General features: G+C 67.5%; 29 protein-coding genes and 1 pseudogene. 13 read left to right on the top strand and 17 right to left on the bottom strand.

Features of this window, described 5'->3' with window-relative positions:
- Positions 1–4 precede the first annotated feature (4 nt).
- Positions 5–826, top strand: coding sequence for a hypothetical protein (locus IEY58_RS05230; RefSeq protein ID WP_189043205.1), 822 nt, complete (start codon positions 5–7; stop codon positions 824–826).
- Between the two features lie 51 nt (positions 827–877).
- Positions 878–1,621, top strand: coding sequence for a sulfite exporter TauE/SafE family protein (locus IEY58_RS05225; protein WP_189043204.1), 744 nt, complete (start codon positions 878–880; stop codon positions 1,619–1,621).
- Between the two features lies 1 nt (position 1,622).
- Here IEY58_RS05225 and IEY58_RS05220 read toward each other — a convergent pair whose 3' ends face one another.
- Complete coding sequence (locus IEY58_RS05220) at positions 1,623–2,312, bottom strand: SH3 domain-containing protein (RefSeq protein WP_189043201.1); 690 nt, start codon at positions 2,310–2,312, stop codon at positions 1,623–1,625.
- A gap of 134 nt (positions 2,313–2,446) precedes the next feature.
- Between IEY58_RS05220 and IEY58_RS05215 the strand changes: the two genes are divergently transcribed.
- Together IEY58_RS05215 and IEY58_RS05210 are read left to right on the top strand one after the other, a co-directional pair.
- The gene (locus IEY58_RS05215) at positions 2,447–2,983 is read left to right on the top strand and encodes an NUDIX domain-containing protein (RefSeq protein WP_189043198.1); all 537 of its coding nucleotides are present in this window, start codon (positions 2,447–2,449) and stop codon (positions 2,981–2,983) included.
- 51 nt (positions 2,984–3,034) lie between these two features.
- On the top strand, positions 3,035–3,538 hold the full coding sequence (locus IEY58_RS05210; protein WP_189043196.1) for a YybH family protein: 504 nt from the start codon (positions 3,035–3,037) through the stop codon (positions 3,536–3,538).
- A 15-nt stretch (positions 3,539–3,553) separates the two neighbouring features.
- On the opposite strand, the gene zwf is transcribed toward IEY58_RS05210, so the two are convergent.
- From zwf to IEY58_RS05195, 3 genes are all read right to left on the bottom strand, one after another.
- Positions 3,554–5,065 (bottom strand): glucose-6-phosphate dehydrogenase, encoded by a 1,512-nt coding sequence (zwf, locus tag IEY58_RS05205; protein WP_189043194.1) that lies wholly within the window; start codon positions 5,063–5,065, stop codon positions 3,554–3,556.
- A gap of 81 nt (positions 5,066–5,146) precedes the next feature.
- A complete protein-coding gene (locus IEY58_RS05200) occupies positions 5,147–6,802 on the bottom strand; it encodes a copper resistance D family protein (protein ID WP_189043192.1) in 1,656 nt (551 codons plus the stop codon).
- A 6-nt stretch (positions 6,803–6,808) separates the two neighbouring features.
- On the bottom strand, positions 6,809–7,183 hold the full coding sequence (locus IEY58_RS05195) for a copper resistance CopC family protein (RefSeq protein ID WP_189043190.1): 375 nt from the start codon (positions 7,181–7,183) through the stop codon (positions 6,809–6,811).
- A gap of 248 nt (positions 7,184–7,431) precedes the next feature.
- On the opposite strand from IEY58_RS05195, the gene IEY58_RS05190 reads away from it, so the two are divergent.
- Complete coding sequence (locus tag IEY58_RS05190; protein WP_189043189.1) at positions 7,432–8,361, top strand: PfkB family carbohydrate kinase; 930 nt, start codon at positions 7,432–7,434, stop codon at positions 8,359–8,361.
- Between the two features lie 52 nt (positions 8,362–8,413).
- Here IEY58_RS05190 and IEY58_RS05185 read toward each other — a convergent pair whose 3' ends face one another.
- Positions 8,414–9,505, bottom strand: coding sequence for a YncE family protein (locus IEY58_RS05185; protein ID WP_189043187.1), 1,092 nt, complete (start codon positions 9,503–9,505; stop codon positions 8,414–8,416).
- 278 nt (positions 9,506–9,783) lie between these two features.
- On the opposite strand from IEY58_RS05185, the gene IEY58_RS05180 reads away from it, so the two are divergent.
- Positions 9,784–11,025, top strand: coding sequence for a nucleotidyltransferase domain-containing protein (locus IEY58_RS05180; RefSeq protein WP_189043185.1), 1,242 nt, complete (start codon positions 9,784–9,786; stop codon positions 11,023–11,025).
- Here IEY58_RS05180 and IEY58_RS05175 read toward each other — a convergent pair.
- Genes IEY58_RS05175 through IEY58_RS05160 form a run of 4 tightly spaced genes read right to left on the bottom strand, consistent with a single transcriptional unit; the run spans position 11,022 to position 13,258 of the window.
- Positions 11,022–11,573 carry a GNAT family N-acetyltransferase gene (locus tag IEY58_RS05175; protein WP_229743497.1) on the bottom strand — a complete coding sequence of 184 codons (552 nt, stop codon included), beginning with the start codon at positions 11,571–11,573 and terminating at the stop codon, positions 11,022–11,024. The genes IEY58_RS05180 and IEY58_RS05175 overlap by 4 nt on opposite strands.
- Positions 11,570–12,118, bottom strand: a complete 549-nt coding sequence (locus tag IEY58_RS05170; protein ID WP_189043183.1) for a phage tail protein — start codon at positions 12,116–12,118, stop codon at positions 11,570–11,572. Before IEY58_RS05170 ends, IEY58_RS05175 begins: the two co-directional genes overlap by 4 nt.
- Positions 12,119–12,132: 14 nt before the next feature.
- A complete protein-coding gene (locus tag IEY58_RS05165; protein WP_189043181.1) occupies positions 12,133–12,684 on the bottom strand; it encodes a phage tail protein in 552 nt (183 codons plus the stop codon).
- A gap of 31 nt (positions 12,685–12,715) precedes the next feature.
- On the bottom strand, positions 12,716–13,258 hold the full coding sequence (locus IEY58_RS05160) for a phage tail protein (RefSeq protein WP_189043179.1): 543 nt from the start codon (positions 13,256–13,258) through the stop codon (positions 12,716–12,718).
- A 193-nt stretch (positions 13,259–13,451) separates the two neighbouring features.
- Here IEY58_RS05160 and IEY58_RS05155 point away from each other — a divergent pair, with 193 nt between their 5' ends.
- The 3 genes from IEY58_RS05155 to IEY58_RS05145 all read left to right on the top strand — a co-directional run bounded on the left by IEY58_RS05155 (position 13,452) and on the right by IEY58_RS05145 (position 15,919).
- Positions 13,452–13,589, top strand: a complete 138-nt coding sequence (locus IEY58_RS05155; protein ID WP_189043177.1) for a hypothetical protein — start codon at positions 13,452–13,454, stop codon at positions 13,587–13,589.
- Positions 13,590–13,815: 226 nt separating this feature from the next.
- The gene (locus IEY58_RS05150) at positions 13,816–13,953 is read left to right on the top strand and encodes a hypothetical protein (RefSeq protein WP_189043175.1); all 138 of its coding nucleotides are present in this window, start codon (positions 13,816–13,818) and stop codon (positions 13,951–13,953) included.
- Between the two features lie 73 nt (positions 13,954–14,026).
- Positions 14,027–15,919: an asparagine synthetase B family protein gene (locus tag IEY58_RS05145; RefSeq protein ID WP_189043173.1), complete on the top strand. Its 1,893-nt coding sequence runs from the start codon at positions 14,027–14,029 to the stop codon at positions 15,917–15,919.
- 7 nt (positions 15,920–15,926) lie between these two features.
- Here the strand turns inward: IEY58_RS05145 and IEY58_RS05140 are convergent, their stop codons facing one another.
- From IEY58_RS05140 to IEY58_RS05130, 3 genes and pseudogenes are all read right to left on the bottom strand, one after another.
- Entirely contained in the window at positions 15,927–16,763 is an 837-nt protein-coding gene (locus IEY58_RS05140; RefSeq protein WP_189043170.1) for a sulfotransferase domain-containing protein, read from the bottom strand.
- 479 nt (positions 16,764–17,242) lie between these two features.
- Positions 17,243–17,362, bottom strand: a pseudogene (locus IEY58_RS34775) (HPr kinase/phosphorylase); the annotation flags it as partial.
- 322 nt (positions 17,363–17,684) lie between these two features.
- On the bottom strand, positions 17,685–17,975 hold the full coding sequence (locus IEY58_RS05130) for a PqqD family peptide modification chaperone (protein ID WP_189043166.1): 291 nt from the start codon (positions 17,973–17,975) through the stop codon (positions 17,685–17,687).
- Positions 17,976–18,082: 107 nt separating this feature from the next.
- Between IEY58_RS05130 and IEY58_RS05125 the strand changes: the two genes are divergently transcribed.
- Together IEY58_RS05125 and IEY58_RS05120 are read left to right on the top strand one after the other, a co-directional pair.
- Complete coding sequence (locus tag IEY58_RS05125) at positions 18,083–18,370, top strand: DUF6916 family protein (protein ID WP_189043162.1); 288 nt, start codon at positions 18,083–18,085, stop codon at positions 18,368–18,370.
- 19 nt (positions 18,371–18,389) lie between these two features.
- Entirely contained in the window at positions 18,390–18,863 is a 474-nt protein-coding gene (locus IEY58_RS05120; protein ID WP_229743496.1) for a lasso peptide biosynthesis B2 protein, read from the top strand.
- On the opposite strand, the gene IEY58_RS05115 is transcribed toward IEY58_RS05120, so the two are convergent.
- From IEY58_RS05115 to IEY58_RS05105, 3 genes are all read right to left on the bottom strand, one after another.
- The gene (locus tag IEY58_RS05115) at positions 18,838–19,539 is read right to left on the bottom strand and encodes a GntR family transcriptional regulator (protein WP_189043538.1); all 702 of its coding nucleotides are present in this window, start codon (positions 19,537–19,539) and stop codon (positions 18,838–18,840) included. The two genes, IEY58_RS05120 and IEY58_RS05115, sit on opposite strands and share 26 nt — an antisense overlap.
- Before the next feature lie 95 nt (positions 19,540–19,634).
- Positions 19,635–21,488, bottom strand: coding sequence for a TRAP transporter large permease (locus IEY58_RS05110; protein ID WP_189043153.1), 1,854 nt, complete (start codon positions 21,486–21,488; stop codon positions 19,635–19,637).
- A gap of 59 nt (positions 21,489–21,547) precedes the next feature.
- Entirely contained in the window at positions 21,548–22,558 is a 1,011-nt protein-coding gene (locus IEY58_RS05105; protein ID WP_189043152.1) for a TRAP transporter substrate-binding protein, read from the bottom strand.
- Positions 22,559–22,985: 427 nt separating this feature from the next.
- Between IEY58_RS05105 and IEY58_RS05100 the strand changes: the two genes are divergently transcribed.
- Complete coding sequence (locus tag IEY58_RS05100) at positions 22,986–23,996, top strand: Zn-dependent oxidoreductase (protein ID WP_189043150.1); 1,011 nt, start codon at positions 22,986–22,988, stop codon at positions 23,994–23,996.
- A gap of 6 nt (positions 23,997–24,002) precedes the next feature.
- Here IEY58_RS05100 and IEY58_RS05095 read toward each other — a convergent pair whose 3' ends face one another.
- Positions 24,003–24,962 (bottom strand): SDR family NAD(P)-dependent oxidoreductase, encoded by a 960-nt coding sequence (locus tag IEY58_RS05095; RefSeq protein WP_189043149.1) that lies wholly within the window; start codon positions 24,960–24,962, stop codon positions 24,003–24,005.
- A 201-nt stretch (positions 24,963–25,163) separates the two neighbouring features.
- Between IEY58_RS05095 and IEY58_RS05090 the strand changes: the two genes are divergently transcribed.
- Entirely contained in the window at positions 25,164–26,087 is a 924-nt protein-coding gene (locus IEY58_RS05090; RefSeq protein ID WP_189043147.1) for an AraC family transcriptional regulator, read from the top strand.
- Between the two features lie 13 nt (positions 26,088–26,100).
- Here the strand turns inward: IEY58_RS05090 and IEY58_RS05085 are convergent, their stop codons facing one another.
- A complete protein-coding gene (locus tag IEY58_RS05085) occupies positions 26,101–26,310 on the bottom strand; it encodes a GDCCVxC domain-containing (seleno)protein (RefSeq protein WP_189043145.1) in 210 nt (69 codons plus the stop codon).
- Between the last annotated feature and the right edge of the window lie 6 nt (positions 26,311–26,316).

The following is a 26,316-nucleotide window of genomic DNA, read 5'->3' as shown; positions in this document are numbered from 1 at the left end:
CACTTTGCCCAAAACAGTCGCGTGGGTTGTAGGACTCCTCTTTGTGCTGGCGGCATGCAGCGCAGCATCGATCAATGTCAGCAAAGAGGATCGAGATTTTGCCGAGCGTTTCGTCACGCTGCTGAAGGCAAAGGAATACGACCAGATCGATCCGCTGTTAGATCCTCGAGTAAAAACCGCAACCCTACGGGACGCAATGGACCAGGCGGCGGGATTGTTCCCATCGGAACCGCCACTAAATATCCAGTTGATAAACTTGAACAAATTCTTCGTAAAATCGGTCTCCGGCGTTAGTAAAGAACACGTCTCCTTGGAATTTCAGTATCATTTTAGCACTACTTGGCTTTTGATCGACATTGGCTTCTCGAAACAAAATGCATCGATTCTCGTCGATCAATTTCATATATCGCCACTACCAGACTCACTCGAGAACATCAATCGTTTCACTCTCGCTGGGAAGGAACCTGCGTTCTACGTGTTCTTGGGGCTAACAGCTCTGGTGCCGCTGTTCATCGTGATAACGGCGATCATCTGCACCTTGACGACAATGCGACGGCGCAAGTGGCTATGGCTGCTGTTCATTCTGTTCGGCATCGGTCAGCTTTCGCTGAATTGGACGAACGGTTCCCTCTATGTGACGCCTACCTTCGTCCAATTGCTCGGTGCCGGCTGGTCGCAAAGCGGCCTTTATGGCCCCATAATGCTGCATTTCTCCGTGCCACTTGGTGCGATCATCTTCGTTGTCCTGCGCCGACGGCTCGATCGTCGGAATATCGAGGCGACACCGCGCGCAGTATCCTTCCAACCTCCCCCCGACTGGAAGTGAACTAGCTCGAGCGCCAACTCCGTCCCAGCAGGCCACATCTGATTGGACAATATGCTCGCGAACCTGCTGCTCTTTGCCGCCGCGTTCGCCGCCGGCGTCATGAATGCCGTCGCCGGCGGCGGCTCGTTCCTGACATTTCCGGCGCTGGTCTTCACCGGCGTGCCGTCGGTCATCGCCAACGCGTCGAGCACGGTTGCCACATTTCCAGGCAGCTTCGTCAGCGCCTGGGCCTATCGCCGGGATTTCCGGCCGTTCGACGGCATCGGCATGGGCGCCATCCTGGCCGTCAGCCTGGCGGGCAGCGTCTTGGGCGCGCTCCTGCTGCTCCTGACGCCGCAGCGGACGTTCGATGCCGTCATCCCATGGCTGCTCGGGCTTGCGACGCTGCTGTTCGCGGTCGGCCGGCAGCTGACGCCGCGGCTCGCGCGCCTCGTGCGCATCGGCCCTTCGACCGTGCTCGCGGTGCAATTCCTGATCGCGATCTACGGCGGCTATTTCGGCGGCGCCATCGGCATCCTGATGCTGGCGCTGTTCGGCCTGTTCGGGCTCGACGACATCCACCGCATGAACGCCATGAAGACGCTCCTGGCCGGCACGCTCAACGCGGCCGCCGTCGTCTGCTTCATCATCGCCGGCAAGGTGTGGTGGCCCCAGACCCTGGTCATGCTCGTGGGCGCCGTCTTGGGCGGTCTCGCCGGCCCTGCCGCCGCCAAGCGCATGCGGCAGGCTCATCTGCGGGTCGCCATCATCGCGATCGGCGTCGCCATGACGATCGCCTTCGCGCTTCGCCGCTAAGTCAGCGCGGCTGATCGCCCGGCCCCGGCTGACCGCGACGCTCTTCCTGTGGATGGGGCGCCGGCTGCTGCGGGCGCGGCGCCGGCTGCGGACGCGGCGGCGCCTGTGGCCGTTGCTCGGGGGCCCGTTGCTCGAGCGGGCGCTGCTCGAGCGGGCGCTGCTCGGGGACTCGCTGCTCGGGTGGCCGCATCACCGGCTGCGGGCGCTGTTCCATCGGTTGGGGACGGGGGGCCACAACGGGCGGCCGGGCGCCCTGATTGCCCTCGCCCTCATGGCGAAGCGGCGGTGGTGGCGGCGCATGGTGTTCCCAGCGGTCGCGCTCGCGAAAGAACGGCCGGTCCCGATAATGGCGGTCCCAATAGTCGTTGAACGAAAAGACGACGATCGGCAGGCCGAGCTCCGGACCATATGTGTCGATCGGCAGGGACTGATCCTCATAGGGAAAAGCCAGGGCCTCGGCACTGACCCAGCCGCGCGCGTCACCGTAGGACACGTCGCACCAGGTCCAGCCGTCGAGGCAGCCCCAGAGATCGAGCGGCGTGCCGGGAGCAAGCTCGACCAGGGCCGGATAGTCGGTGTCGGGGCCGGCATCGAGCGTCACGCTGGTCGTCGTGTAGGCCGTTTCCTGTGCTGCGGCCGGCAGCGCCAGCAGCAGCGCCGCCAGGCCGCAGAGGGCCATCTGTTTCTTCACGTTCTTGACCGCTCCGCTGTTCCAAACGCCGCGGGCCCAAGCTCGCATCGATAAAAAACAGCGGGCGCCGAGATTTGGTTCAAGCGCGAGACTGGGTTAGGCTCTGCCGCGACGCAACGCAAGCCGGATGCCCCATGATCAAGACCGTCTCCACCAGGCTCGTCTACGAGAACCCCTGGACCCGCGTGCGCGAGGACGTGATCGAGCGCGCCGACGGCTCGCGCGGGCTCTATGGCGTCATCGACAAGCTCGACTTCACCCTCGTCATCCCGCGCCAGGGCGACGACCTGTGGCTGGTCGAGCAATATCGCTACCCGGTCCAGGGCCGCTTCGCCGAGTTCCCGCAGGGCGCCTGGCACGAACGGCCGGACGCCGATCCGGCCGAGGTCGCGCGCGGCGAGTTGCGCGAGGAGGCGGGGCTGCTGGCAGCGGAGCTGGAACCCCTCGGCTTCTTCTATTGCGCCTATGGCATGGCGAGCCACGGCTGCCATGTCTTCCTCGCGACCGGGCTCTCGCCGACCGAGCGGGCGCCCGAGCTCGAGGAACAGGACATGACCGTGCGCAAGGTCACGGTATCCCAGTTCGAGGACATGATGCGCTCGGGCGAGATCCGCGACAGCAACTCGATGGCGGCGTGGAATCTTTACCGACTAAGGTACAATAATACCTAGCCGATCGGCGCGACGGCCGGAGACGCGCCGTCGAACGAACGGGAGGGACAGATGCAGATTCGCCTCGCGAACGTCTTGGCCGCTGGCGCCATGCTCTTTGCCGCCACGGCCGCCTCGGCCAGCGATGCCGACGTCACCAAGATCAAGACCCTCGAAGCCCGCTTCGCCGCCGCGTTCAGCGCCAAGGACCTGGACGGCATCATGAAGGTCTATGTGCCGGACGAGAGCCTGGTCGTGTTCGACGTCGTCCCGCCCCGCCAGTATGTCGGCGGGGCTGCCTACCGCAAGGACTGGCAGGCTTTTCTGGCGACTTTCGACGGGGCACCGCAATTCACCCTGAGCGACCTGACGGTCGCCGCGAACGGCTCGATGGGCTATGGCCACAGCATCCAGCACGTCGTCGGCAAGGGCACCGACGGCAAGCCGATCGACTTCACGGTCCGGGTCACCGACGTCTATCGCAAGATCAAGGGCCAGTGGCTGATCGTCCACGAGCATGTCTCGGTCCCGGTCGACATCGAGACCGGCAAGCCGGACTTCACCTCGAAACCCTAAGCCAGCAACCCGCGCCTAGATCTTGCGCCAGACCCGGCCGTCGCGCGCGAGCAGCTCGTCGGCCTGGCGCGGCCCCTGCGTGCCGGCCTCGTAGTTCGGGAAGTCGCGCGGCCGACGGCTTGCCCAGACGTCGAGCACCGGCTGCACCACCCGCCAGCCGGCCTCGACATTGTCGGCCCGCTGGAACAGGGTCGCATCGCCGATCATGGCGTCGTAGATGAGCGTCTCGTAACCGGTCGAGGGCGCCGACTGGAAATAATCCTGGTACTGGAAGTTCATCTTCACATTGCCGATGTCGAGCGCCGTGCCCGGGATCTTGGCGCCGAACTGCAGCGACACGCCCTCGTCCGGCTGGATGCGCAGCACCAAGAGGTTGGACCCCACATCCTCAACTGGCGTGTCGCGGAACACCGCGATCGGCGCCCGCTTGAACTGGATCGCGATCTCGCTCATGCGGCGGCGGAGCCGCTTGCCGGTCCGCATGTAGAACGGCACGCCGGCCCAGCGCCAATTGTCGATGTTGAGCTTCAAGGCCGCATAGGTCTCGGTCACCGAATCGGCCGCGATCCGGGGCTCGGCGCGATAGGCCCAGACCGGCTTCTCAGCGAGCACACCGGCGCCGTACTGCCCGCGCACGGCGTCCATCGGCACCGAAGCCGGGTCGATCGGCCGGACCGAGTCCAGCACCTTGACCTTTTCCGAGCGCAGCGCGTCGGCGGCGAACGAAGTCGGCGCCTCCATGGCGATGAAGGACAAGAGCTGGAACAGGTGGTTCGGCACCATGTCGCGGAGCGCACCGGTCTGCTCGTAGAAGCTGCCGCGCCCCTCGACGCCGACCGTCTCGGCCACCGTGATCTGGACATGGTCGATATGGTCGCGGTTCCACAGCGGCTCGAAGATGCCGTTGGCGAACCGGAACACCATGATGTTCTGGACCGTCTCCTTGCCCAGGTAATGGTCGATCCGATAGATCTGCCGCTCGTTGAGCACAGCCAGCAGGTCGGCATTCAGGGCCCGGGCCGAGACGAGATCGTGGCCGAACGGCTTCTCGACGATCACGCGGCGCCAGGTCTCGCCCTGCTCGCGCGTGAGGCCGGCGGCGGCCAGCCGCTCGACGATGGGCGCGAAGAATTCCGGCGCCGTCGCGAGATAGAACAGGCAGTTGCCGATCGCGTCCGGTCCGCCCGCCGCCTCGGCCAGGTCATCGGCGAGCGTCTGATAGGTCGCGGGATCGTCGAATGCGCCTGAATGGTAGGTGACGCGCGCGACCAGATCCTCCCACTCCGCCATGTCGACGTCGGTCGTCGCGAACTCGGTGATCGCCTTGGTGAATTCCTGGCGGAACGTCTCATCGTCGAGCGGGCTGCGCGCGATGCCGATCAGGCGGAAGCCCTCGGGCAGCAGGCCCGCATGCTTGAGGTTGTAGAGCGCCGGTACGAGCAGCCGCTTGGTCAGGTCCCCCGAGGCGCCGAAGATGACCATGGTGCAGGGATCGGCCTGCCGTCCGGTCTTGAAGATCGACGCCATGCTGCCTTCTCCCTCTCTGCACGCAAAGCAACCGGGCGACGTCGCCGCCGCCCGGCGGAGCAACTCTACAGGAACTTGCGGTCAGATCTCACGATAAGACAGCAACAGGAAGCCGATGAAGATGAAGCAGGCGGGCCAGATCCAGCCCGCGATCTTGTTGCCCGGCGGATCGAGCCGGATCTCGAGCCAGCGCGACCAGCCCAACGCGACGCTGGCGAGCGCCAGCGGCGTGTGGGTGAGCTCGATCAGCAGCTGATCCTTGACGTTGGCGATCGCGTGCTGATGGGTCAGCAACAGCGCACCGCCAAGCGCGGTCATGATCGGGAAGACCAGCGCCGCCTTGGTCTTGGCGAGCCCGCCGACGCGCACGCGCCACTCGAACAGGCCGAAGATGACGGTGAGCGCCACGAACATGCGGTGCTGCACCACCTCGACGTCGCGGAAGCTTTCCCAGAAGCCCTCTTCGCCCAGGGGCCAGACCTCCGGGTCCGAACGCAGGAACAGGAAGACCGCCAGCCCCAGCAGCACGAGCGGCCAATGTTTGGTGACTGGCCGGGCGAGCTTCGCCTGATTGGCGAGCGCCAGCACACCCATCAGCAGCACGAACAGGCCGGCCCAATGATGGTTGTATTCCGACCAGCGGATGTCATCGAGATTGCGCGGCGGCAGGTCGCCGGAGCCGGGCACGAACGCCGGCGGCGGGTTCTTCTTCTGTGCCTCAGCCTCCTGGTCGAGCTTCTGCTGCAGCGCCGGCAATGCCAGCGCAGCATGGTCGGGCGAGGTCAGCACCGGCATCTGCGGTGTGTTGCGCTCGACGATCTCGTTCCAGGTGACGCGGTCGGTCGAAAGGTCGATCGCCGGCGCCACCGAGGTGAGCGACGCCGCCGCGAAGAACAGCGTGAAGCCGATACCGATCTCGACCTCGGCGAAGCGCTTCAGCCGTGTGATCGGCGTCGCGGGATTGGTCCTGAGCCGCTCGACCAGCAGGTAGTTCATGGCGCCGAGGCACAGGAGACCGGCGAACATCGCCATCTTGGCGCCGACCATGACGCCGTAGGCCGTGCCGTAGAAGCCTGGCAGGTCGCCGACATAGAGGTAGGTCATCGTGGCGCCCGACACGAGGATGCAGGCGACGCCGACCGTCGACATCTGGGAGAAGCGCTTGCCGACCTTGCGCCAAGCCATGCCGTCGTGGCAGCGGCCGAGCGCCATGATGAAGCTCGGGATGCCGCCGATCCAGATGGCCGCGCCCAGCTGGTGCAGGCCCTCGACGATCAAGAGCGGCACGCGGTCCTCGAGCCGGGCATTGGCATGGGTCGTGAGCGTCGCCGCCGCCAGCTCCAGCAGCACGACGCCGGCCAGCACCGGCCGGGGCGTGTTGGGGAAGCCGAAAGCGAGCACGACCAGGAGGGCCGCCGCCAGGATCTTGATCTGGCCGGCGATGGCGAAATCGGCCGACATCACATCGGCGAAGCTCAAGTCGACCGTGCCGATGAGCACCGCCCCCTGCAGCGCGATCGTCGCCGCCTCGCAGACGATGAGTGCCACGGCCGCCCAGCCAGCGATGCGGCGGGTGCGCCGCAGAATGTCGTCGCCGACCGTGCCGAGCGCGTCCGCGAACGGCCGGGCCAGGAAGATCAGGAACAGGATGCCGCCCAGCGCCATGGATTGGGCGACGATGGTCAGTCCGTGCAGAATGACCGACAGGTAGCCGAACAGGTCGATGAGCAGCGCCATGGCGGGTCAGTTCCCGCCGACGGTGAACGGCACGTCGCCGCGCGTGATATGGCCGTCGATCGCCAGCACCTGCCAGCGCAGCGTATAGGCGCCGGGCTTGAGCGCCGCCTTGGTCGTGAGTTGGTCTTCCGGCCCGTCCTCCGCGATCGGCAGCACCTGCTGGCTCCGGTCCGGCAATGTCAGCGTCAGGCGCGAGCGCTTGTGATCGATGCGGCTGTTGAAGCGCAGATCAAACGAGACGTCCGGCCCCTCAGCCGTGCCGTTGACCGCCGGCGTCGAGGCCATGAGGATCGCATGGGCGAAGGCCGGCAGCGGCGCGCCAAGCGCCAGGAAAAGAGCCGCCCCCAGGACCTTGCGGCCGGTCGAGATCGATCGCGTCATCAGATGCATAGTCCGTATCGGGAAAACACGCGCCCGGCACCGCGCGCCCGCGGAGGGACGCCCGGGCAGGGGCAAGGGTTTAGCGCAAGCGGCCGCCACACGTCCATCGCCGGGACGCGCGGCAGACAGCCACGCCGGGCATGGATTTGCCGGATGAAATTCGGTGAAATCGCCCTATCGTAAGCGCCGACTGCGAGCAGGCGCCGGCGCACCGCAGTCTCCCTTCCCTCCGGGCTTGCGAGCAAACCTTGTCCTTCCCCTCTTCATCCGCGACCGAGCGCCCGATCATCTCGCTCGGCTGCGCCTTTTGGGACACGATCCTGCGCGTGCCGGCGATCCCGCGCCACGGCACCAAGGTGCTGGCGGAGGACGCGGTGCAGGCGGCCTCGGGCATGGCGACGGCGGCGGCGGTGACGATCGCGCGCCTGGGTGGGCGGGTCGACCTGTGGAGCCGGATCGGCGACGATGCGACCGGCGACGCGTTCCTCGACGATCTCGCACGCGAGGGCGTCGGCCATGGCCGCGTCCGGCGTGTGCCGGATGGGCGCACCTGGATCTCGACCATCATCGTCGATGCGGAGGGCGAGCGCCTGGTCGTGCCCTTCGCCGACCCGGCGCTCGATCGGGACCCCGGCTGGCTGCCGCTCCACGAAATCGCCGACGCGGCGGCAGTGCTGGTCGACATGCGCTGGCCGGAAGCGGCCGAGCCGGTGCTGGCCGAGGCGCGGCGCTGCCGGGTGCCGACGATCCTCGATGCCGACGTGGCACCGCCCGAACTGCTGCGCCGGATGATCCCGCTCGCCGACCATGTGCTGTTCTCGGAGCCGGCGCTCCTGTCGCTCGTCCCGGGGGCGGACGTCGGCGAAGCGCTCACGACGATCGCAGCCGACCTGCCGGCCGTCGTCGTCGGCGTCACGCTCGGCGCTGAAGGCGCGCTCATGCTGACGGACGGCGCGCTCAGCCGTGTCGCGGCGATCCCGATCGCGGCGCAGGATACGCTCAACGCCGGCGACGTCTGGCACGGCGCCTATGCGCTGGGGCTCGTCCGCGGCTGGGATCTCGTGCGCCGGGTACGCGTCGCCAACGTCGCCGCGGCGATGAAATGCGAGGTGTTCGGCGGCCGGCGCGGCGCGCCGACCTTGGCGGCGGTGCTGGCACGGCTGGCAGAGGCCAAATGAAAATCCCGGACCCACGAAGGGTCCGGGGCAGCAAGGCCGCTATTTCGCGAAGTTACTTCAAGCCATAGATGCCGACGCAGCCGGCGAGGCACTGCGGATCCGACGGGTTCGCCGGCAGCGGCACGAACACGTGGTTGTTGACCGGATCGGCCGCGACCGAATGCGAGCCCTTCGAGGTCGGCACGGTGCCCACGACGCTGTTGGAGGTGGTGCTGACGATGCCCAGCACGCCGCCGGTCGGATTGCCGTTGGCGGCCACGTAGAAATTGCGGTCGCCGGGGTTGAACCATACCTCGTCGGCACCGCCGAACGAGGTGAAGCGATCGACCAGGTCGCCGTTGGCAGCATTGAGCACCAGCACCTGGGGCGGATCCTTGTTGACGACGGAGGCCGAGCCGCAGCCGACGAACAGCGTATTGTTGGGCCCGAGCGCCAGGCCGGCCGGCTGGCATTTCTCGACCGGGAAGTTCGTCAGCACCGTGCCGGAGACGGGATCGGTCACGGCAATGGCCCCGTTGTCCGGATAGCCGCCGACCTGGGGAATGGACGTATAGAAGAAGCCGGTATTGGGGTTCCAGACCGTCTGCTCGATGCCGTTGGTCGCGGCGGGGAACGGGATCTTCTTCACGACATGGCGATTGGTATGGACGGTCGAGATCAGGCTGATGAACGGGGGCGAGTCCGCGTCGTTGGCGATCGCGATCACGTGGTGCCGCGGGTCATAGGCGAGCTCGTCCGCCCGCTTCTTGCCGCCGGTCGACACCACGTCGACGACCTGGTTCAGGTTGAGGTCGACGACCTTGACCGTGCTGTTGCCGTCGCCGACCCAGGCCTCGTCGCCCACGACGACGACGCCATCCGGGCCCGCAACGTCCGTGCCCTTGGCTTTGTTGAAGCCGGCGAAGCCCGGCACGCGCGCAACGAGCGTGCCAGTCGCCGCATTGAAGATATCGAGCGCCGCGTTGGACCGGTCGGCGAGGAAATAGGTCTCGGTCGTCGGATCAACCCAGCTGATGTCGAACTGCTCGAGCGGTTGCCCGGGAATCGGTATTGTTCCAATACGCTGATAGGATTGAGCGTGCGCTACGCCCAGGCAGGCGGAAAAGGCGATCGCGCTGCAAAGTGTCCATCGTAATAGAGACATGGCACCCTCCCGATTTTTCTTTCAGAAGACGCGTCTTCACGAGAAAAATGCGGTCAGGATCCAAGCCGAAGACGCACGACGTTTCGATCATCGGGGGTTCGACGGGACGCGACAATCGTACACGCGTGTCAAAATTGGGGCGCAACGACAGCGGGAGAAGGCGAGCGCGCATGAAAGCATGGGGCAAGCGTACCTCCGCTTGCGAGCCTGGGACAATTTGCCTCAAGCTTGTGTGACCGGGACGCTGTCCGGTGCCGACCATCATCGGGAGCGAGTCTTTGCCGGCCCGAAAATCATCCCGCCTCTTCGCTGCCCCGCCCGAATTCCGGCTGCTCGCCGACTGTTCGGTCTGGCCGCCGTCCGAGCGGCACTGCCGTGCCATCCGAGAAGCGGCAGCCCGCGTCGACTGGGATCAGGCCCTGGCGCTTGCCAAGCGCCATCGCGTCGAGGGCCTGCTGCATGCCGGCCTCTTCCGGGCGCAGGCCGCCGTGCCGCCCACGGTCCGCGAGGCGCTGGGCGCGCTGGCAAGCGCGCTGGCCCGCGCCAGCCTCGCCCTCGGGGCGGAGGCATTGCGGCTGCAGGCCCGTTTCCAGGCCGCCGGCATCCCCGTCCGCTTCGTCAAGGGTACGAGCCTGGCTCAGCTTGTGTACGGAACGCAGAGCCTCCGCCACGCCAAGGACATCGATCTGCTGGTCGCTCCCGATGAGCTCGATGCGTCGTTCGAGATCCTGGCCGAGGCCGGATACGTCCGAGTGGTGCCGCCGGCCGGCATGCGGCCGGACCTGGTCCGACGCTATCTGCGCCACGCCAAGGAATGCGCCTTCGTTCATCGGCAAACCAGGCAGCAGGTGGACGTGCATTGGCGCCTCGTCGACAATCCGGCGGCGCCGGACTGCAGCTTCGACGGGACTCGCCGCATCGACCTGTCGAACCAGCAGAGCCTGGAAACGCTCGGCGGGCCGGCGCTGTTCGCCTATCTCTGTCTCCATGGCGCCTCCCACGGCTGGTCGCGCCTCAAATGGCTGGCCGACATCGGGACATTGCTGGCGCGCGAGGATGCAGCCGGCATCGAGCGGCTGTACCGCGCGGCGCGGTCCATGGGAGCGGGCCGGAGCGTCGATCAGGCGCTGTTGCTGTGCCGGCGCTTGTTCGACCTGCCGCTGCCCGCGGCGCTCGCAACCAAGATCGGCGTGGATCGGCGCGCCCGCTGGCTCGAGGCTATTGCCCTGCACTGCCTGGCAGGCGCGGGTGCGGCCGAGCTCTTCGACCGCCGGTTCGCGACCTCGCTCGTCTTTCTCTCCGGCTTCCTGCTCGGCGACGGTTGGCGCTACTGGCTCGGCCAGCTGCGCCAAATCCTCTTCAGCCTTGACGACATGGAAGGACTGCCGCTGCCGCCATGGGCCACCGGACTCTACCCGCTGCTTCGCCTGCCGCTTTGGCTACGGCGCCGCATCGCGCACGGGGGACGATCGGCCGTCCGCCGGTGGCGGCTTGCCCCTTCCGGGAGCGGCCGCGGTTAGGATTGCGGCGACAGCCGCTGGTCTGACCGGACCTCCATCAGCAGATAGGGCCCGCGCTCGCCGATTTCGCGAAAGCCCAGGCGGCGATAGAGCCGCAGGGCCGGATTGAACTGCTCGACATGGATGCTGACGGTCTTGCCCTGACCGAACGCCTCGTCAAGCACGGTGGTCAGCAGCGCCGTGCCGATCCCCTGCCCGCATGCATCGGGCTTGAGCGAGATGTCGACAATGCGGTGATCCGTGGCGCCGCGGAACAGATAGAGGCGGCCGATCGCGGCACCGCCGCGCTCGACGATGGTGAATTCGGCATCGCGATAGACATCGTCGTAGTGCCGGGTCTGAAGCGCGAACTGATCGAGCAGAAAACGACGCAGCACCGCGTCGGGCCAGCCAGCCTGGGCGAACTCCGGCCACCGGACCGCGAGGTAGAGCTCGGCCAGGAAGGGATGGTCGTGGTCGGTCCGCGGCCTGAGGTTGAGGCCCAGCTGCCGCGGCGCCGCCGAGAGCGGCAGCGCGGGGGGCAGCGCCGCGTCAGCCGCTGCCGTCACGGCCGGATCGGGAACACGCCGTCTTGGGCACAGATGCAGAACTGCATCGCGAGATAGGGCTGACGGTTCTCGTGCGGCAGTCCCTTGCCGACCGGGGCGATGGAGGCGGAATTCAGGGTGGTGGTCGGGTTGGTCGGTGTGAAAGACGGCGAGATGAGCGGTGTGCCAGCCGCGTTCTTGGTGCCGGAATAGACCCGGGTCGGCAGACTGCCGCCCGATACGGGCCCCGAGGTCGCGCCCACGTTGCCGGCTTCGTAGATGATGGTCGCCTCGTGGTTATGCGCCGGCATCTGCGAAAGAAGCAAGGTCTCTGTCTCGCTGCCGGCGAAGACGCCGTTGCCGTTCGCGGCGGCGCTGCCCGTGGCGGCAGCACCTCGGAGATCCGGCAGATGAAACTGCTGGGTGTCGCCGCCGAAGGTTGGGCCTATCACCGCATAGAGCGCCTGGTAATTCGCGATGGGCAGGGCCTGCCCGTTGCACGGTAGCCAGCCCTGCGGCGCCCAGCTCCAGGGGAACACGCGGATCTCGCCGATGAAGCCGTCCATGACGACGCCTCCTCCTAGTGCTGCGTGGGATAAATGCCCTGCGTGCAGATGATGTAGTTGATCGAGAGCGACGGCATCACATTGTCATGGGCGCCGCCCCCGCCCATGGTGGATATCGTCTGCTCCCCCAGGACAAATTTCGTCGCGCCGGTCGTGTTCGCCGGCAGATAGGCGAGCGGCTGCAGGCTCGAACTGCTGCCCGGATAAGCTGTGGTGGCGAGGCCCAGTGCCGCCCCGGGCTCGGTCGACGTGGCGGCGGCGGTGCTGGCCATGACGGCGTGAGTATGAGCCGGCAGCGTCGACGCATCGAGCGCAGCCTGCGTCCCGCCGCCGGTTTGGCCGATCGTGCGCGCGGTCAGACTCGTCCCCTGGCCCTGGCCGATCGGCAGGCGGCCGCGCAGGTCGGGCAGCTTGAAGTTGGTCGTATCGCCGCCCCAGGTCGTTCCAATGAGCGCGTAGAGCGCCTCGTTGCCTGAGACGGATAGGGACGAGCCGTCGCACAGCGCCCAGCCTTGCGGGGCGTAGGGACCGGCGAACATGCGAATTTCGCCGAGATAGGCTTCCATCGGATCCTCCGATCTGCCTTGACGCGGGTGCCTACGGGCGCATCGGATAGAGGCCCGTCAGCGCGATGCAGTAATTCACCACGGCGAAGGGCTGCATATTGTTATGGCCCGCACTGCCGCCCACCGTTGCCAGCATCGTCGAGGACAGCGGCACCGGCGACGCGCCCAACGCGCCATAGAGGTTTGGCGTGTTGCCGTCCGGGTCCGCCGCGACCGCGCCGAAATAGTGACCGGACGGGTTGCCGCCGATGCCTGGGGTCGTCGACGCCTCCAGCGCATGGTTATGCAGCGGGATCTGGTCTGCCGCCAGCGCGACCGTCTCCGATCCGCCCTGATTGCCCACCTGATAAGTCGTCCCGCTGCCCGTGCGGCTCACCCCGGAATGGATCGGCGTTCGGCCGCGCAAGTCGGGCAGATTGAAGGCGACGTTGTTGCCGCCGTAGGCGTTTCCGATTAGCGAATAAAGCGCCTGATTCTGATTGACCGACAAGGATGCGCCATTGGCCAGCGCCCAGCCGGATGGCGCGAAGGCGAAGCTGAACGCCCTGATTTCACCGATGAAATAGTCCGACATCGCTCCCTCGCTCATGTAGCCAGAGGTACGCCGTCACTGGGTTATATCAGATTTCATCAGCAACTATAAGTGGAGAATTTGAAATTTCTCGCTCACGCGCCTTCTTGCAATCTCGCAACCCTTCCCGCACGCTATGGAAGTGCACATCATAAACTACAATCGTGCAGCGACCTATCCAAAGGGAGACCGAGCGATGGGTATGGAGACGGCACCAGCGATCGAAAATGGCGACGTGAAGCCCATTTGGCAGGCACCGGTCATCGAGCTGTTCGACGTGTCGGAGGCCGAGTCCGGGGCTACGCCGATCACAGAAGGCGGCGTCAGCTCGTAAGCGGCAGGAAGTCGTGAGTAGCCGCAAAGCCCGAAATCTCGATGCGGCGCCCGGACAGGCCTGGCAAGCCATATCGGTCTGCAGAGGCGTCGTAGCCTCAGAGGACGTCCGGGCCGAGCTTGAGTGCTCCTTCGAGGCCCTGTGCCGTGGGCTCCCGTACTGCTCGGCGACGCTGGATCGGCCCAGGCATCAATCATAGGATGGCATATCCAGAGGGGGATCAACGATGGGTATGGAGGCGGCGGCGGCGACCGAAAATGCCGAGGCGAAGCCGATCTGGCAGGCACCGGTCATCGAGGTGTTCGACGTGACGGAGGCCGAGGCGGGTCCTACGCCGATCACAGAACCCACCTCAAGCTCGTAAGCGACGGCAATTCGTGGGTAGCGCCCGCGAGGCCCGGGACCGCCACGCGCCGCAAAGACGCGCCCGGTAGCCCATGTCGATCTGCGGAGGCATCCCAGCCGCGGCGGATGTGCGGGCCGAGCTTGAGCGCTCGCTGTCGGCGCTGTGCCGGGGGCCGCGCTCCGCCACGCGGCGCTGGACCGGCGCGAGCGCGGGCCTGGCGGCATGCGACGACGGCGGCCTGTTCGCCGACACGGACGGCACCGCCGTCGTCGACGGGCGGATCGACAATCGAGCCGAACTGCTCGGCGAATTAGGACTCGGCCCAAGCACCGGTCTGTCGGACGCCGAACTCCTCCTCCACCTCTACCGGAAATCGGGGGCCGCGTTCTCAGACCGCGTCCTCGGCGATTTTTCCTGCGCCGTCTGGAACGCGCGCGAACGGACCTTGCTGCTCGCCTCAGATCCGGGCGCGTTGCGGCCGATGTTCTATTGGCTGGGGCCGGACGAGATCCTGTTCGCGAGCGAGCAGCGCGGCCTCTGGTGCCATCCGCGCGTGCCGAAGCAGCTCGACGAGGACCAGATGGCGGCGTGGCTCGCGCGCCTGCCGCGGGAACCTTCGCGCAGCTTCTACCGGGACATCTGCCGCGTGCCGCCGGGCCACAGGGTCGTCTGGCGGGACAACCGTGTCACGATCGACCGCTACTGGCGGCCGGAGGACCTGCCGACGCTCCGGCTGAAGCGCGACGAGGATTATGCGGAGGCGCTGCATGACCTGCTCGACCAGGCGGTCCGCTGTCGCATCGGAACACAGGGCCCCGTCGCCACGCAGCTGAGCGGCGGGCTCGACAGCAGCAGCGTCACAGCCTTGGCCGCGCGTGCGCTCGCCGAGCAGGACCGCCCGCTGATCGCGCTCACGATGGCGCCCACAGGCGAGGTCAGCGACCCCGGCCCCGGCCGCTTCGCGGACGAGTCGTCCCATGCCGCCGCCGTGGCGCGCGGACACGCCAACATCGAGCATGTGCTGATCCCCAATTTCCCCGAACCGTTCCTCGACGCGCTCGACCGGCGCGAGGCCGTGCAGGACTGGCCGGTGCTGAGCGTGTTCGGCGTGCCGGGCGTCGATCACATGGCGCGCACCGCGGCGCACCGGGGCTGCAAGGTGATGCTAACCGGCAACCTGGGCAACATGACCGCGAGCTACGACGGGCTCACCCTGCTGCCGGCACTGGCACGCAGGATGCACTGGCGGCGCCTGGCGCAGAGCATGGCGCAGATGCGGGCGCGCAGCGGTCACAGATGGTCGTCGATCTTGGCCATGACCCTGCTGCCGCTGCTGCCGCTTCCCGCGGCCCGCGCGGTACGGCAGCGGTTCGGCCGGCCGGAACTGGCGCTGCCCGACTATTCGCTGATCAATCCGGCGTTTCTCAAACGATCCGGCCTCGAGGCGCGGGCCGTACGGCATGGCGGATCGCTCGGCAATCTGGTCGACTGGGACGGCCGCCGGCTCCGCCTCGCGGTGTTCGATCGCAGCGATCATCGGGGGCACATGGCGGCGGCGCTCCGGCGGCAATTCGGCGTGGACATGCTGGACCCGACCAGCGACCGGCGCGTTGTCGAATTCTGCCTCGCCATACCGGAGGAGCAGTTCCTGCACCAGGGCGAGCCGCGCGCGCTCATCCGCCGGGCCATGGCGCCGCTGCTGCCGCCGGAAATCCTGCAGGAGCGGCGCCGAGGGTTGCAGATGGCCGACTGGCACGGCGTCGCCACCGCGGCGCGCAAGGAACTCGCCGCAGAGGTCGCCCGGCTGGAGCAGAGCCCGCTCGCGCAGCAATGCCTTGATCTGCCGCGCCTGCGCCGCCTGATCGACGATTGGCCGGCTGCCCACGACATTCGCGCCGACAATTATGTGCTCTATCAGTTCGCCCTGCCCTTCACGCTGTCGGCCGGGCGCTTCATCCGTCGCCTCGAGGGCGGGAACATGTGAGCGCGCGTCACGCCTCGTAGCCGAGCCGGCGCATGACCGGCCCGTGGTCGCGCCCGATCGCCTCGACGAGCGCCGCCGGCAGGCCCTCGCGCCAGGCACCCGCCCTGCCGCGATAGAAGAATGGTGCGGCCGCATCCCAATGCCTTTCACGGAACCCCAGCGCGCGCTCCTCCGCGGCGAGTGCCGCGAACGCGCAAGCATCGACGGCCCGGCCGAGCAAATCGGCATCGGCCGGCAGACCGAAGAAGCGCGCAGCCGCGGCGAAGCTTTCGAGCGGCGCCTGCAGCAGGTCCTCATAACGCAGGCACAGGATCGTCAGGCCAGGCGCGTCGAGCCAGCTTTCGACATGCCGGCTCCAGCTCGACAGGAATTGCTCTAGGTTCGGGTTGAGGCCGGTTTCCGACCGCCCCATCCAGAAAGCTGTATCCGCAAGGCTTGCGACCGCCTGGTCGAGCGAAAACCCGAAATGGCGCGCGAACGACAGCGCCACATCGCGCGGGTCACGTACGATGTAGAGCACGCGATCGACGGCGCCTGGGTCGAACGGCGGGCCCGCTGCGCCGGGGGGCGTCAGATTGGCATCGTGCATCTTCAGGATCCGGCCATCGGCTGCGGCCCGGCACTGCGCCGAAACCCACGGCCGCGCGCGGGCGATTTCGAGCGGGCTCAGGTCCGAAGTCTCGATGTCGAGCGCCTGGTCGTACCTGAGCCTGGCCGCGGCACTCTCGATGCCGAGCGCGTCGAGCGCCGGCCGCTGCCCCTCCCGGCGCAGCGTCTCGAGCACGAGCCGCATCCAGGTATTGCCCGACTTGGGATATGACGCGAGGAGTATCAGGCCGCTCATGCGATCCAGGATTGGGCCAGTCGCGCCACGTCCTCGTTGAGCCGCGCGAAGTCCTTGCGCCGGCGCCAACGCAGGACCGGGACGCGCGCGGCGATCTGCGTTTCGGCATGGAACAGGGCGTTCGTATAGCCGAGCGCCACCGCGACGGATCGCCGGAAGACCTGGTCGTGCAACGCGCGCACGGCCTCGAACGGCTTCTCGATCCGCTGGACGGACCAGTCCTCGCCCGCGGATACCGTCTCCAGCAGATAGATCGCCGCCAGCGGCACAGGCCCTGCGACATCCCCCTGCCGCGCCAGATAATGGTATTTCTCCTGGAACCGACGGTTGCGCTCGAGCCCTTCGGCCGCGAGATCGAGCGCCGTCAGCGAATCGTGCCAGAGCTTCAGCCGGGGAAATGCCGGCAGCACCACGGGACCGTCGGCGGCATGGGCATCGATCACACAGACGTCGTCCGACAGCAGCGGGTAGCCCCGTTGGGCCAGGGCGGCCGCCAGCGTCGATTTGCCGGCGCCCGACGGGCCGGCGAAGGCGACCGCCGCGCCATCGCAGCCGATGCTCGCGGCGTGCAGCGGCAAGAGCCCGCGCCGGTGGCAGAGAATGCCCAGCGCCGACCCGAGCAGAAACAGCCGGAGTTCGGCGTCCGTGGCGCCCGCCCGGGGCTCGATCACCACCTCGTCCCGACGCACGAGATAGCCGCCGACCGCGTCGATCCGCAGGAGACCGCTGCCGTCGCGCCCGATCTGCATGAACGGAGTCTCGCCGACGACGTCCGGCAGCTGCTCCGGAACCGGCCCGAAACGAACGGTGATGTCCGGTGGCCGGTCGATCCCCTGCCAGGGCGAGAGTTCCGGCAGCGGCAGCTCCGAGCGGACGCGCCAGCCGCAAAGATAGCCGTCCGGCCCGGCCGGCATGGCCATGTCAGGCCGGATCGATATCGACGAGCCCGTAGGCGTGAAGACGCGTGAGGAAGGCCAGCACGTCGCGCCGCAGTTCCGCCGCGTCGGCGGTGAAGGCGCTCATCAGCTGCGCGCAGAGATCCCGCACGCTGACCGGCTCGGCCAGCCGCTGCCAGATCGCGGTACCGACCGCGTCGAGGCCGATATATTTCCCGTGATCGATACTCATCAGAACGGTCTGCGTGCCCATGTCGGCGCTCAAATGTCCTTGGCCGCGCGCAACCCTTGACGTGTCAGACAATTCGACGGTCATGGATCCCCCCTCGAACGGAGCGAAGCGCCCCGATATTGCCAGGGGTTGCACTCGAGTTTAAGTTCAATTTGAGCGAAATGCGGTAGGCGACCGTCGCTGGAGGACGCATGTGGGCGCTGGAGACATTCGTCCCCCACCTGGGCGAGACCTTCTCGGTCGACATCGGCGAGAACGCCAGCATGGCGATCGCCCTCATCGAGGCGGGGGCTCTGCCCGGACCGACCGGCCGAGACGGCGCAAGCCCGTTCCAGCTGCAGTTCGCGGGTCCCGGTCCCGCCTGCCTTGCCCAGAGAACGCACCGGCTCATGCATGACAGCCTGGGCGAGATGGCGATCTTCCTCGTGCCGATCGGCCGGCATGGCGACGGCTTCCTCTATCAGGCGGTCTTCAGTTGACCACAGGATGGGCAGCGCCATGACGGCGGCACTGCGCAAGTGGCGGCGGCTCGCCTGGCCCGATCGCGCGCTCCTGTGCGAGGCGGTCCTCCTGCTGGCGATCGCCCGGGTCGCGATCGCGGCGCTGCCGTTTCGCTGGCTGGTCCGGCTGCTCGGCCGCGGCGACAGCGCGGCGGCGCCGTTGGCCGACATGCCGGAGGCGCTGATCACCCGCGTCCGCTGGGCCGTGGTCGCCGGCGCCAGGCGCGTGCCATGGCGGGCGGTCTGCTTCCAGCAGGGCGTCGCCGCGCACTGGATGCTGCGGCGCAGGGGCGTCCCATCCGTGCTCTATTACGGCACGGCGCCGACCTTGACCCAAGCAGGGGCGGCGAAGGGGCTGGCCGCCCATGTCTGGGTCAGGGCCGGCGCCCTCGACGTGATCGGCGGCGAGGTGGCCGGCCGGTTTGCGGTGCTGGCACGCTTTCCGCTCAGCCGGCCGCGCGCTGCGCCCTGAGCTTGGTCAGACTTTCCTGCTGGGCGATCACCGCGTTCGCACGGCGGAACACCTCGCGCAGATGGCGGCGCATGGCGGCGACGGCCTGCGCCTCGTTGCAGTTGGCGAGCCCGTCCAGGATCTCGCGATGCTGCTCGATCAGGAGCGGGATGTGGTCGGCGTCCAGGACCAGCGTCAGATGGCGCACGCGATCGAAATGGATCTTGGTCTGGCGGATCACCGTCCATACGCCGACATAGCGGCTCAGCCGCGCAATCGCGTCGTGGAACGCCTCGTCATGCTCGTAGAACGCCTCGCTCTGGCCGGCCGCGGCGGCCTCGTCCTGGCGCTCGATGATCTCGGTCAGCTCGCGCAGTGACGTCGCGTCGATATAGCGAACCGCCTCGCCGACGAGCGCGCATTCGAGATGCTCGCGGATGAACTGAGCGTTGCGGAACGCCTCGAACGAGATCGGCGCCACGAAGCTGCCGCGCTGCGGCAGGATGCGGACGAGGTCGGCGTCGGCAAGCTTGATGAGCGCCTCGCGCACCGGCGTGCGGCTGACGCCCAGCCGCTGGCACAGGTCGAGCTCCGCCATCGGCGTGCCCGGCGGCAGCGTGCCGCGCACGATATCGCCCAGCAGGCGCTCGTAGACCTGGTCTGCCAGTCGGCCGCTCTGTCGATCGGTATCGTTCATGGCCAAGGCGGGTCGGCTCCATGGAGTACGGGTCGGCGAGTGCGAGGCGGATCGGTCGCCGCCCTTTGCTGTCAATCATCCATCCGATTGTGCCGTCAAAGGAAGCCGATCGAGATCCACGGGATGGCGATGATCAGGATGAGTGCCACGACGAGCGCGGCCAGATGCGGCCAGACATGGCGGATGACATCGTCGGGCGAGGCCCGGCCGATCGCGCAGGCGAGATAGAAGCCGACGCCGAACGGCGGCGTGAACAGCCCGAGCCCCATCGAGAAGACGGCGACGATCGCGTAATAGACCTCGTTCACATGCATCAGCCGGGCGATCGGGAACAAGAGCGGCCCGAACAGCACGATGGCCGGCACGCCCTCGAGCACGCTGCCCAGGATGACGAACATGACGGCCGAGATCGCGACGAAGCCCCAGCGTCCGCCCGGCATGCCCGCCATCGCCGCCACCAGGTCCTGCGAGAAGCCCGACTGCGTCAGCGCCCAGGCCAACCCGGTCGCGGCCCCGACCACGAGCAGGATGGCGCCCGACAGCGAGGCGGTATCGACCAGGATCGGATAGACCTTGCGCCAGTCGAACTCACGATAGACGAAGATGCCGACGAGGATCGTGTAGATGACGCCGATGGTCGCGACCTCGGTCGCGGTCGCAATGCCGTCGACGACGGCGGTCCGGATCACGATCGGCAATCCCAGGCCGGGCACCGCCCACACGAAGAGCTTGAGGCGGGTCCGGCCATCGACCCGCCGCGCGCTGCTCATGTCCTCCCGCCGGGTCTGCATGAACACGACGAAGCAGAGCGCGATCATGCCGACCACCGCCGGCAGCAGGCCGCCGGTGAACAGCGCCGCGATCGAGACGCCGGTCACCGATCCGACGGTGATGAGCACGATCGACGGCGGGATCGTTTCGGACATGACGGCCGAGGCCGACAAGAGCGAGACCAGGTCGCCGTGGCGGTTGCCGCGCTTGCGCATCTCCGGGAACAGCGCCGGCGCGATCGCCGCCATGTCGGCCGCCTTGGCGCCGGAGATGCCGGAGACGAGATACATGGCGCCCAGGAGGACATATTGCAGGCCGCCGCGCAGGTGCCCGACCAGCGAGACCAGGAAGGCGATCATCGCCCGGGCGAGCCCGGCCACCTCGATGAGCGCGCCCAGCAGCACGAACATCGGCACGGCCAGCAGCACGAGGTTCGACATGCCGGCGCTGAGCCGGGCCGGCACGATCGACAGCGGGATGGTCGACGTGAAATGCAGGTAGGCGACCGTCGCCAGCACGAAGGACAAGGCGATCGGCATGCCGAGCATCATGCAGAAGCTCAAGAGCCCCAGGAAGAAGATCAGCAGGTTGTAGTTGCCGAGATCGTCGAAGAGCGGCATGGCGAGGTAGAGCCCGCCGCCCATGACCATCATGACCGCAAGCGAGCCCGCGACCTGCAGCGGTGTCGCATGCTGCACGAGCTTGTCGATCGCCGTCACCAGCATGAGGGCGGTGCCGACCAGCAGCGCCGCCTCGCGCCAGGCCTCGCTGATTTCGAGGACCGGCGTCGCACCCTCCAGGTGGTTCTGCACATGCTTCAGGCTGGGCGGGATGAGCGCCACCAGGACCGCAGAGACCAGGACCAGGCCCAGCGCGTCGGCGCGCGCCCGCCAAGCGGGCGGCATGTTGCGCACGAAGGTCGTGAGCCGCATGTGCTCGCCGCGCCGGAGCGCCACCACGGATCCCAGCATCGACAGCCACACGAACAGCACGGTCGCGAGCTCGTCGGACCAGGTGAGCGGGCTGTTGAACAGATAGCGCGCCGTGGTCGCCCAGCCGAGGAGAACGGCCTCGGCCACGACGAGGAGGGCGGCCGCGGCTTCGACGGTCATCCCGAGCAGCCGGTCGAACCGGGCGAACAGGCCGGGCGGGGCGAGCGACGCGGTCGCGATTTCCATGGGTGTTCTCCTCGGCTACGGCCCTGGAGCGAGACGTCGTGAGCGGGGTCAGGCGCCGCTCAGAGCGGGCCCGAATATTTCTCCAAGAGCGCCCAGGCCTCCGGTCCGAACTTGGCCTTCCAGTCGCTGTAGTAGCCGCCGTTGCGCAGCGCGTCGCGGAACGGCTTGGTGTCGACCTTGTTGATGGTGACGCCCGAGTTCGTCATTTCCGCCGACACCTGCTCGTTGAAGTGCTGGATGTCCTGGCGCTCGAGATCGGCCGCCTGGCTGAGCGCCTCGGTGATCGCCTTCTGCGCGTCCGGGGGCAGGCTCGCCCATTTGTCGCCGTTCGCGAAGATATAGTGCCCGTCCCAGATGTGCCCGGTCAGCGAGATGTATTTCTGCACCTCGTAGAGCTTGGCGCTCTGGATCAGCGCCAGCGGATTCTCCTCGCCGTCGACGATCTTGGTCTGCAGCGCGGCATAAAGTTCGCCGAAATCGATCGGCGTCGGCGAGGCGCCCAGCGTCTTGAACAGGGTCACCCAGAGCGGGTTGCCCGGCACGCGGATCTTGAAGCCCTTGAGATCGTCCGGCGTCACGATCGGCTTCGCCGAGGACGTGATGTTGCGATAGCCGTTGTCGAGGCTCTTCGGCATGACATGCAGGCCGGCCTTGCCGAAGGCGGCGCGCACATGATTGCCGAGATCGCCGTCCATGGCGGCCCAGACCTTGTCGTAGCTCTCGAACGCGAACGCCACGGCGTTGATCCCGCCGACCGGCACCACGGTCTGGTTGACGCCCGAAGTGGACATGAAGTCGAGCGCGCCTGACCGGGTCTGCGAGAACATGTCGGCTTCGCCGCCCAGCTGGCTGCTCGGATAGACCTGAAGCTCGACCAGGCCGTCGGTCGTCTTCTTGATCGCCTCGGCGGCTTCCATGATGCGCTTGGCGCCGGGATGGCTGTTCGGGAAGGCCGTGCCGTAGCGCAGTCGGTACTTCGCCGCCGCGGACGCACGCTGGATCCCGAAACCGGCTGCGACCACGCCGGCCGCGAGGACCGACATGCCGAATTCACGCCGCGAAATGCTCATTGCTTCTCTCCCTCCCTTGAGCGCCGCATGAAACCGTCGGGATGAGATCGACGGGAGGGGGGCCGCCCGATATGCCGGGCGATCCGTGCGGCAAGGCAGGATCGGGGCAGGAGCAAGTCGGCGTTCCTCCACATCGAACAGCCGCTCTCGAAGGCGGCTTGGGATTTCATTGGCAGGACGACCCTACGCTCTAGGATACCAGCGCGCAAGCGCTACGATTCGGCATGAAGCCGCAATCGAGCGTCGCAGCGACCAATCTATAAGGAAATACGCCGAAATTTCGTCGCCATCTTCAGTTTATGGCAGCGACGGCGCCGTACTTTGCATCGCCGCTTGTATCCCAGTTCGTTTATCGATAGCCTTTATATCGGGCCGGCGGCTGCCAGCCTTGCGGACAGCTGCCGGGATTGGCGATCGGGAGAGTGGGATGAAGAGCCTCGTCGTGGAGCGGCCGGGACAGTTGACGGTACTGGAGCGGGCGACGCCGGAGCCCGGGCCTGGCGAGGTGCGCGTTCGCGTCGAGCGCGCGGGCATCTGCGGTTCGGACGTCCATATCCTCCACGGCAGCAACCCGTTCGCCCAATATCCGCGCATCATCGGCCACGAGTTCTTCGGGCGGATCGACGCCGTCGGGACAGGCGTCACGGCGACGCTCGGCACCCGCGTCGTGGTCGACCCGGTCATCGCCTGTGGCCACTGCTATCCCTGCTCGGTCGGGCGCCCCAACGTCTGCACGGAACTGCAGGTGCTGGGCGTTCATCGCGACGGCGGCTTCGCGGAATATTGCTGCGTGCCGGCCGCCAATGCGCTGCCGGTGCCGGACGGCGTGTCGGACGAGCAGGCGCCGCTGGTCGAGCCCTTCTCGGTCGCGGCCAACATCACCGACCTAACGCGCGTCTTGGCCCAAGACGTGGCGCTCGTCTATGGCGCCGGCCCGATCGGGCTCACCGTCGTCCAGGTGCTGAAGGGCGTCTATGGCGTCAAGGATCTGACTGTGTGCGACCGGATCGACGAGCGGCTCGACGCCGCCCGGGCGAACGGCGCCGACCGCGTCGTCAACACGGCGCGCGCCCCGCTGCCGGCGGCGCTCGCGGCAGCCGGCCTCAGGCCGACGCTGATCATCGATGCCGCCTGCCATCCGGCGATCCTCAGCGAAGCGATCGAGATCGCCTCGCCCGCCGCCCGCATCGGCATCATGGGCTTTTCCGCCAATCCCTCGACGGTCGTGCAGCAGCGGATCACCAGCAAGGAACTGTCGATCCACGCCTCCCGGCTCAACAGCCGGAAGTTCGAGAAGGTGCTGAGCTGGTTCGCTACCGGCCGGCTGAAGCCGGAGCGGCTGATCACGCACCGCTACGGCTTCCAGGATTTCGCGACGGCGTTCGACGTGTTCGAGCACCGGCCGACCGAGTGCTGCAAGGTGCAGCTGTCCTTCTAGGCCCCCTCAGAAGCGCTCGCCGACCAGCGCCTCGCTCTTCGCCCAGAGCGTCTTCGCGCGCTCGGGATCGAGGGCGTAGGGCCGGACCCCGGCGCGGATGCCCTCGCCCTCGACCAATTCCGCCACGTGACAGTCCTCGCAATAGCGGCCGCCGACCTCGTCCGGCGACGCCACGACGCCGGCCCAGACCGAGGTCGCAGCGCCCTGCGGCACGGTCTTGTAGCTGAACTCCGGCGTCCCGGCCGGCCGGTTCGCGTTGATCGACGCGATCAGCTGCTCTCTCACCTCGTCCGTCATGTATCGGCCGAGTTCCGTCTGGATCGCGCCCGGATGCACGGCAGTGGCGCGGATACCCCGGCCCCGGTGGCGCCGGTCGAATTCCACGGCGAACAGGATATTGGCCGTCTTTGACCGGCCATAGGCGCCGAACGGCGTATAGGGCGTGCGCGCGAAGCCGAGATCGTCCAGATCGACGTCGGAGAAGCGATGGCCCGCCGACGACAGGTTGACCAGCCGGCCGCCCGGCTTCAGCAGGGATGCAATCCGGTTGATCAGCGCGAAATGGCCGAGATGGTTGGTGCCGAACTGGGTCTCGAAGCCGTCGGCCGTGACACCCTGCGGGCAGGCCATCACGCCGGCGTTGGCGATCACCAAATCGAACGGCTCGCCGGCCGCGACGAGCGCGTCGGCACAGGCGCGCACGCTCGCAAGCGACGCGAGGTCGAGCGCCACCAGATCCAAACCGCCGCTGCCGGTGGCCTGCCCATGAATTGCCGCGGTCGCGGCCCGCGCCTTCGCAAGATCGCGCGCAGCGCCAACCACATGCGCGCCGCGCGCCGCGAGCGCACGCGCCGTCTCGACGCCGAGACCGGCCGACACGCCGGTGACGAACACGCGCTTGCCCGACAGATCGATGCCCGCGAGCACCTCGTCGGTCGTGGACTCGGCGCCGAAAATCCTGGTCATGGTTGTCTTCCTCCTTGAAACGACGTTGCAGGGCCTGGCCATGTCGCCACGGCAGCAGGCCCTGGTCGTCGAAGAAACTGGCGGTTGGCACCGCCGACGGCGCGCCCGATCGCCTCGATCTCTTGCCTGATCCTCTCAAGTGCGATCGCCGGAGCCTGCTGCCGCCTTGCCTGGCGCCAGGCGGGCGCCGATGATGCGGTCATGCACGAGCAACTGGACCAACTGCGCGCCCTGACGGCGCGTCATGCCCGCGGCCGCCGTACCGAGACGGCGATCGCCCGCGTGACGATCCATACGGGATGGCAGACCACACCGACGCTGCCCGGCCTCTACGAACCGATGCTGTGCCTGGTCCTGCAGGGCGCCAAGGAAGTGACGATCGGCGACAGCGTCTTTCGCTACGATCCCGCCAGCTGCTTCATCGCCTCGGTGGAGGTGCCGGTATCAGGTCGGGTGCTCGAGGCGAGCGCCGAGCACCCCTATATCGCCGTCACCCTGGCGCTGGACCGGGAAGCGCTCGCGGCATTGCTGCCCGAGATTCCGGCCGGCACCAAGGCCCCCGCACGCATCGAGCCCACAGCCGCCGGCTTCGGCGTCAGCCCGGTGACGCCGGCGCTGCTCGATGCCTGGCTGCGCCTTCTGCGCCTGCTCGACGCGCCCGAAGACATTGCTGTGCTGGCGCCGCTCGTCGAGCGCGAGATCCTTTACCGCCTGCTGCAGGGGCCGCAGGGCGGTGTGCTGCGCCAGCTCGCCCGCACCGACAGCCGCCTGTCCCGAGTTCGCAACGCCATTGCCTGGATCCGGGCACATTACGACCAGCCGTTGCGCATCGATGCGCTGGCGGCCCTCGCCGGCATGAGTGCCGCCTCGCTGCATCGCCATTTCAAGGCAGCGACGGCGATGAGCCCGCTGCAATACCAGAAGAGCCTGCGCCTGCAGCAGGCGCGCAAGCTGGTCGTCGCCAACTACGACGCGGCGCGCGCGGGCTATGCCGTCGGCTACGAGAGCGCCTCGCAGTTCAGCCGGGAGTATGCGCGGATGTTCGGTGCGCCGCCAGCCCGCGACGCCGAGCGGCTCAGGGGCGACGGGACCGCCCTGGCCGAGATCACCGCCGCGGCCGAGTGAGCGCCGGGATGGATCAGCAACACCCCTTCTTGCCGCCCGCCGCCTGCACGGGCGGACAGGGCACGGATCCATAGGAGCAGAAGACGCAGCAATCGCCCGGCTTCGGGCGGAGCAGCGCGCCGCATCCCGTGCATTCGTAGAAGAATAGGCAGGCGTCGGTCGGCATGGTCTCGCTCTTCCGGGTCGCGCAGAGCGGGCAGGTGATCGTGGAATCGGTGATCATGGCGAA

The sequence above is a fragment of the Aliidongia dinghuensis genome, assembly GCF_014643535.1.
GTDB classification, from domain to species: Bacteria; Pseudomonadota; Alphaproteobacteria; order ATCC43930; family CGMCC-115725; genus Aliidongia; species Aliidongia dinghuensis.
Note: the sequence above shows the minus strand (reverse complement) of the source record. Positions and strands in the feature narration are given on the sequence as shown.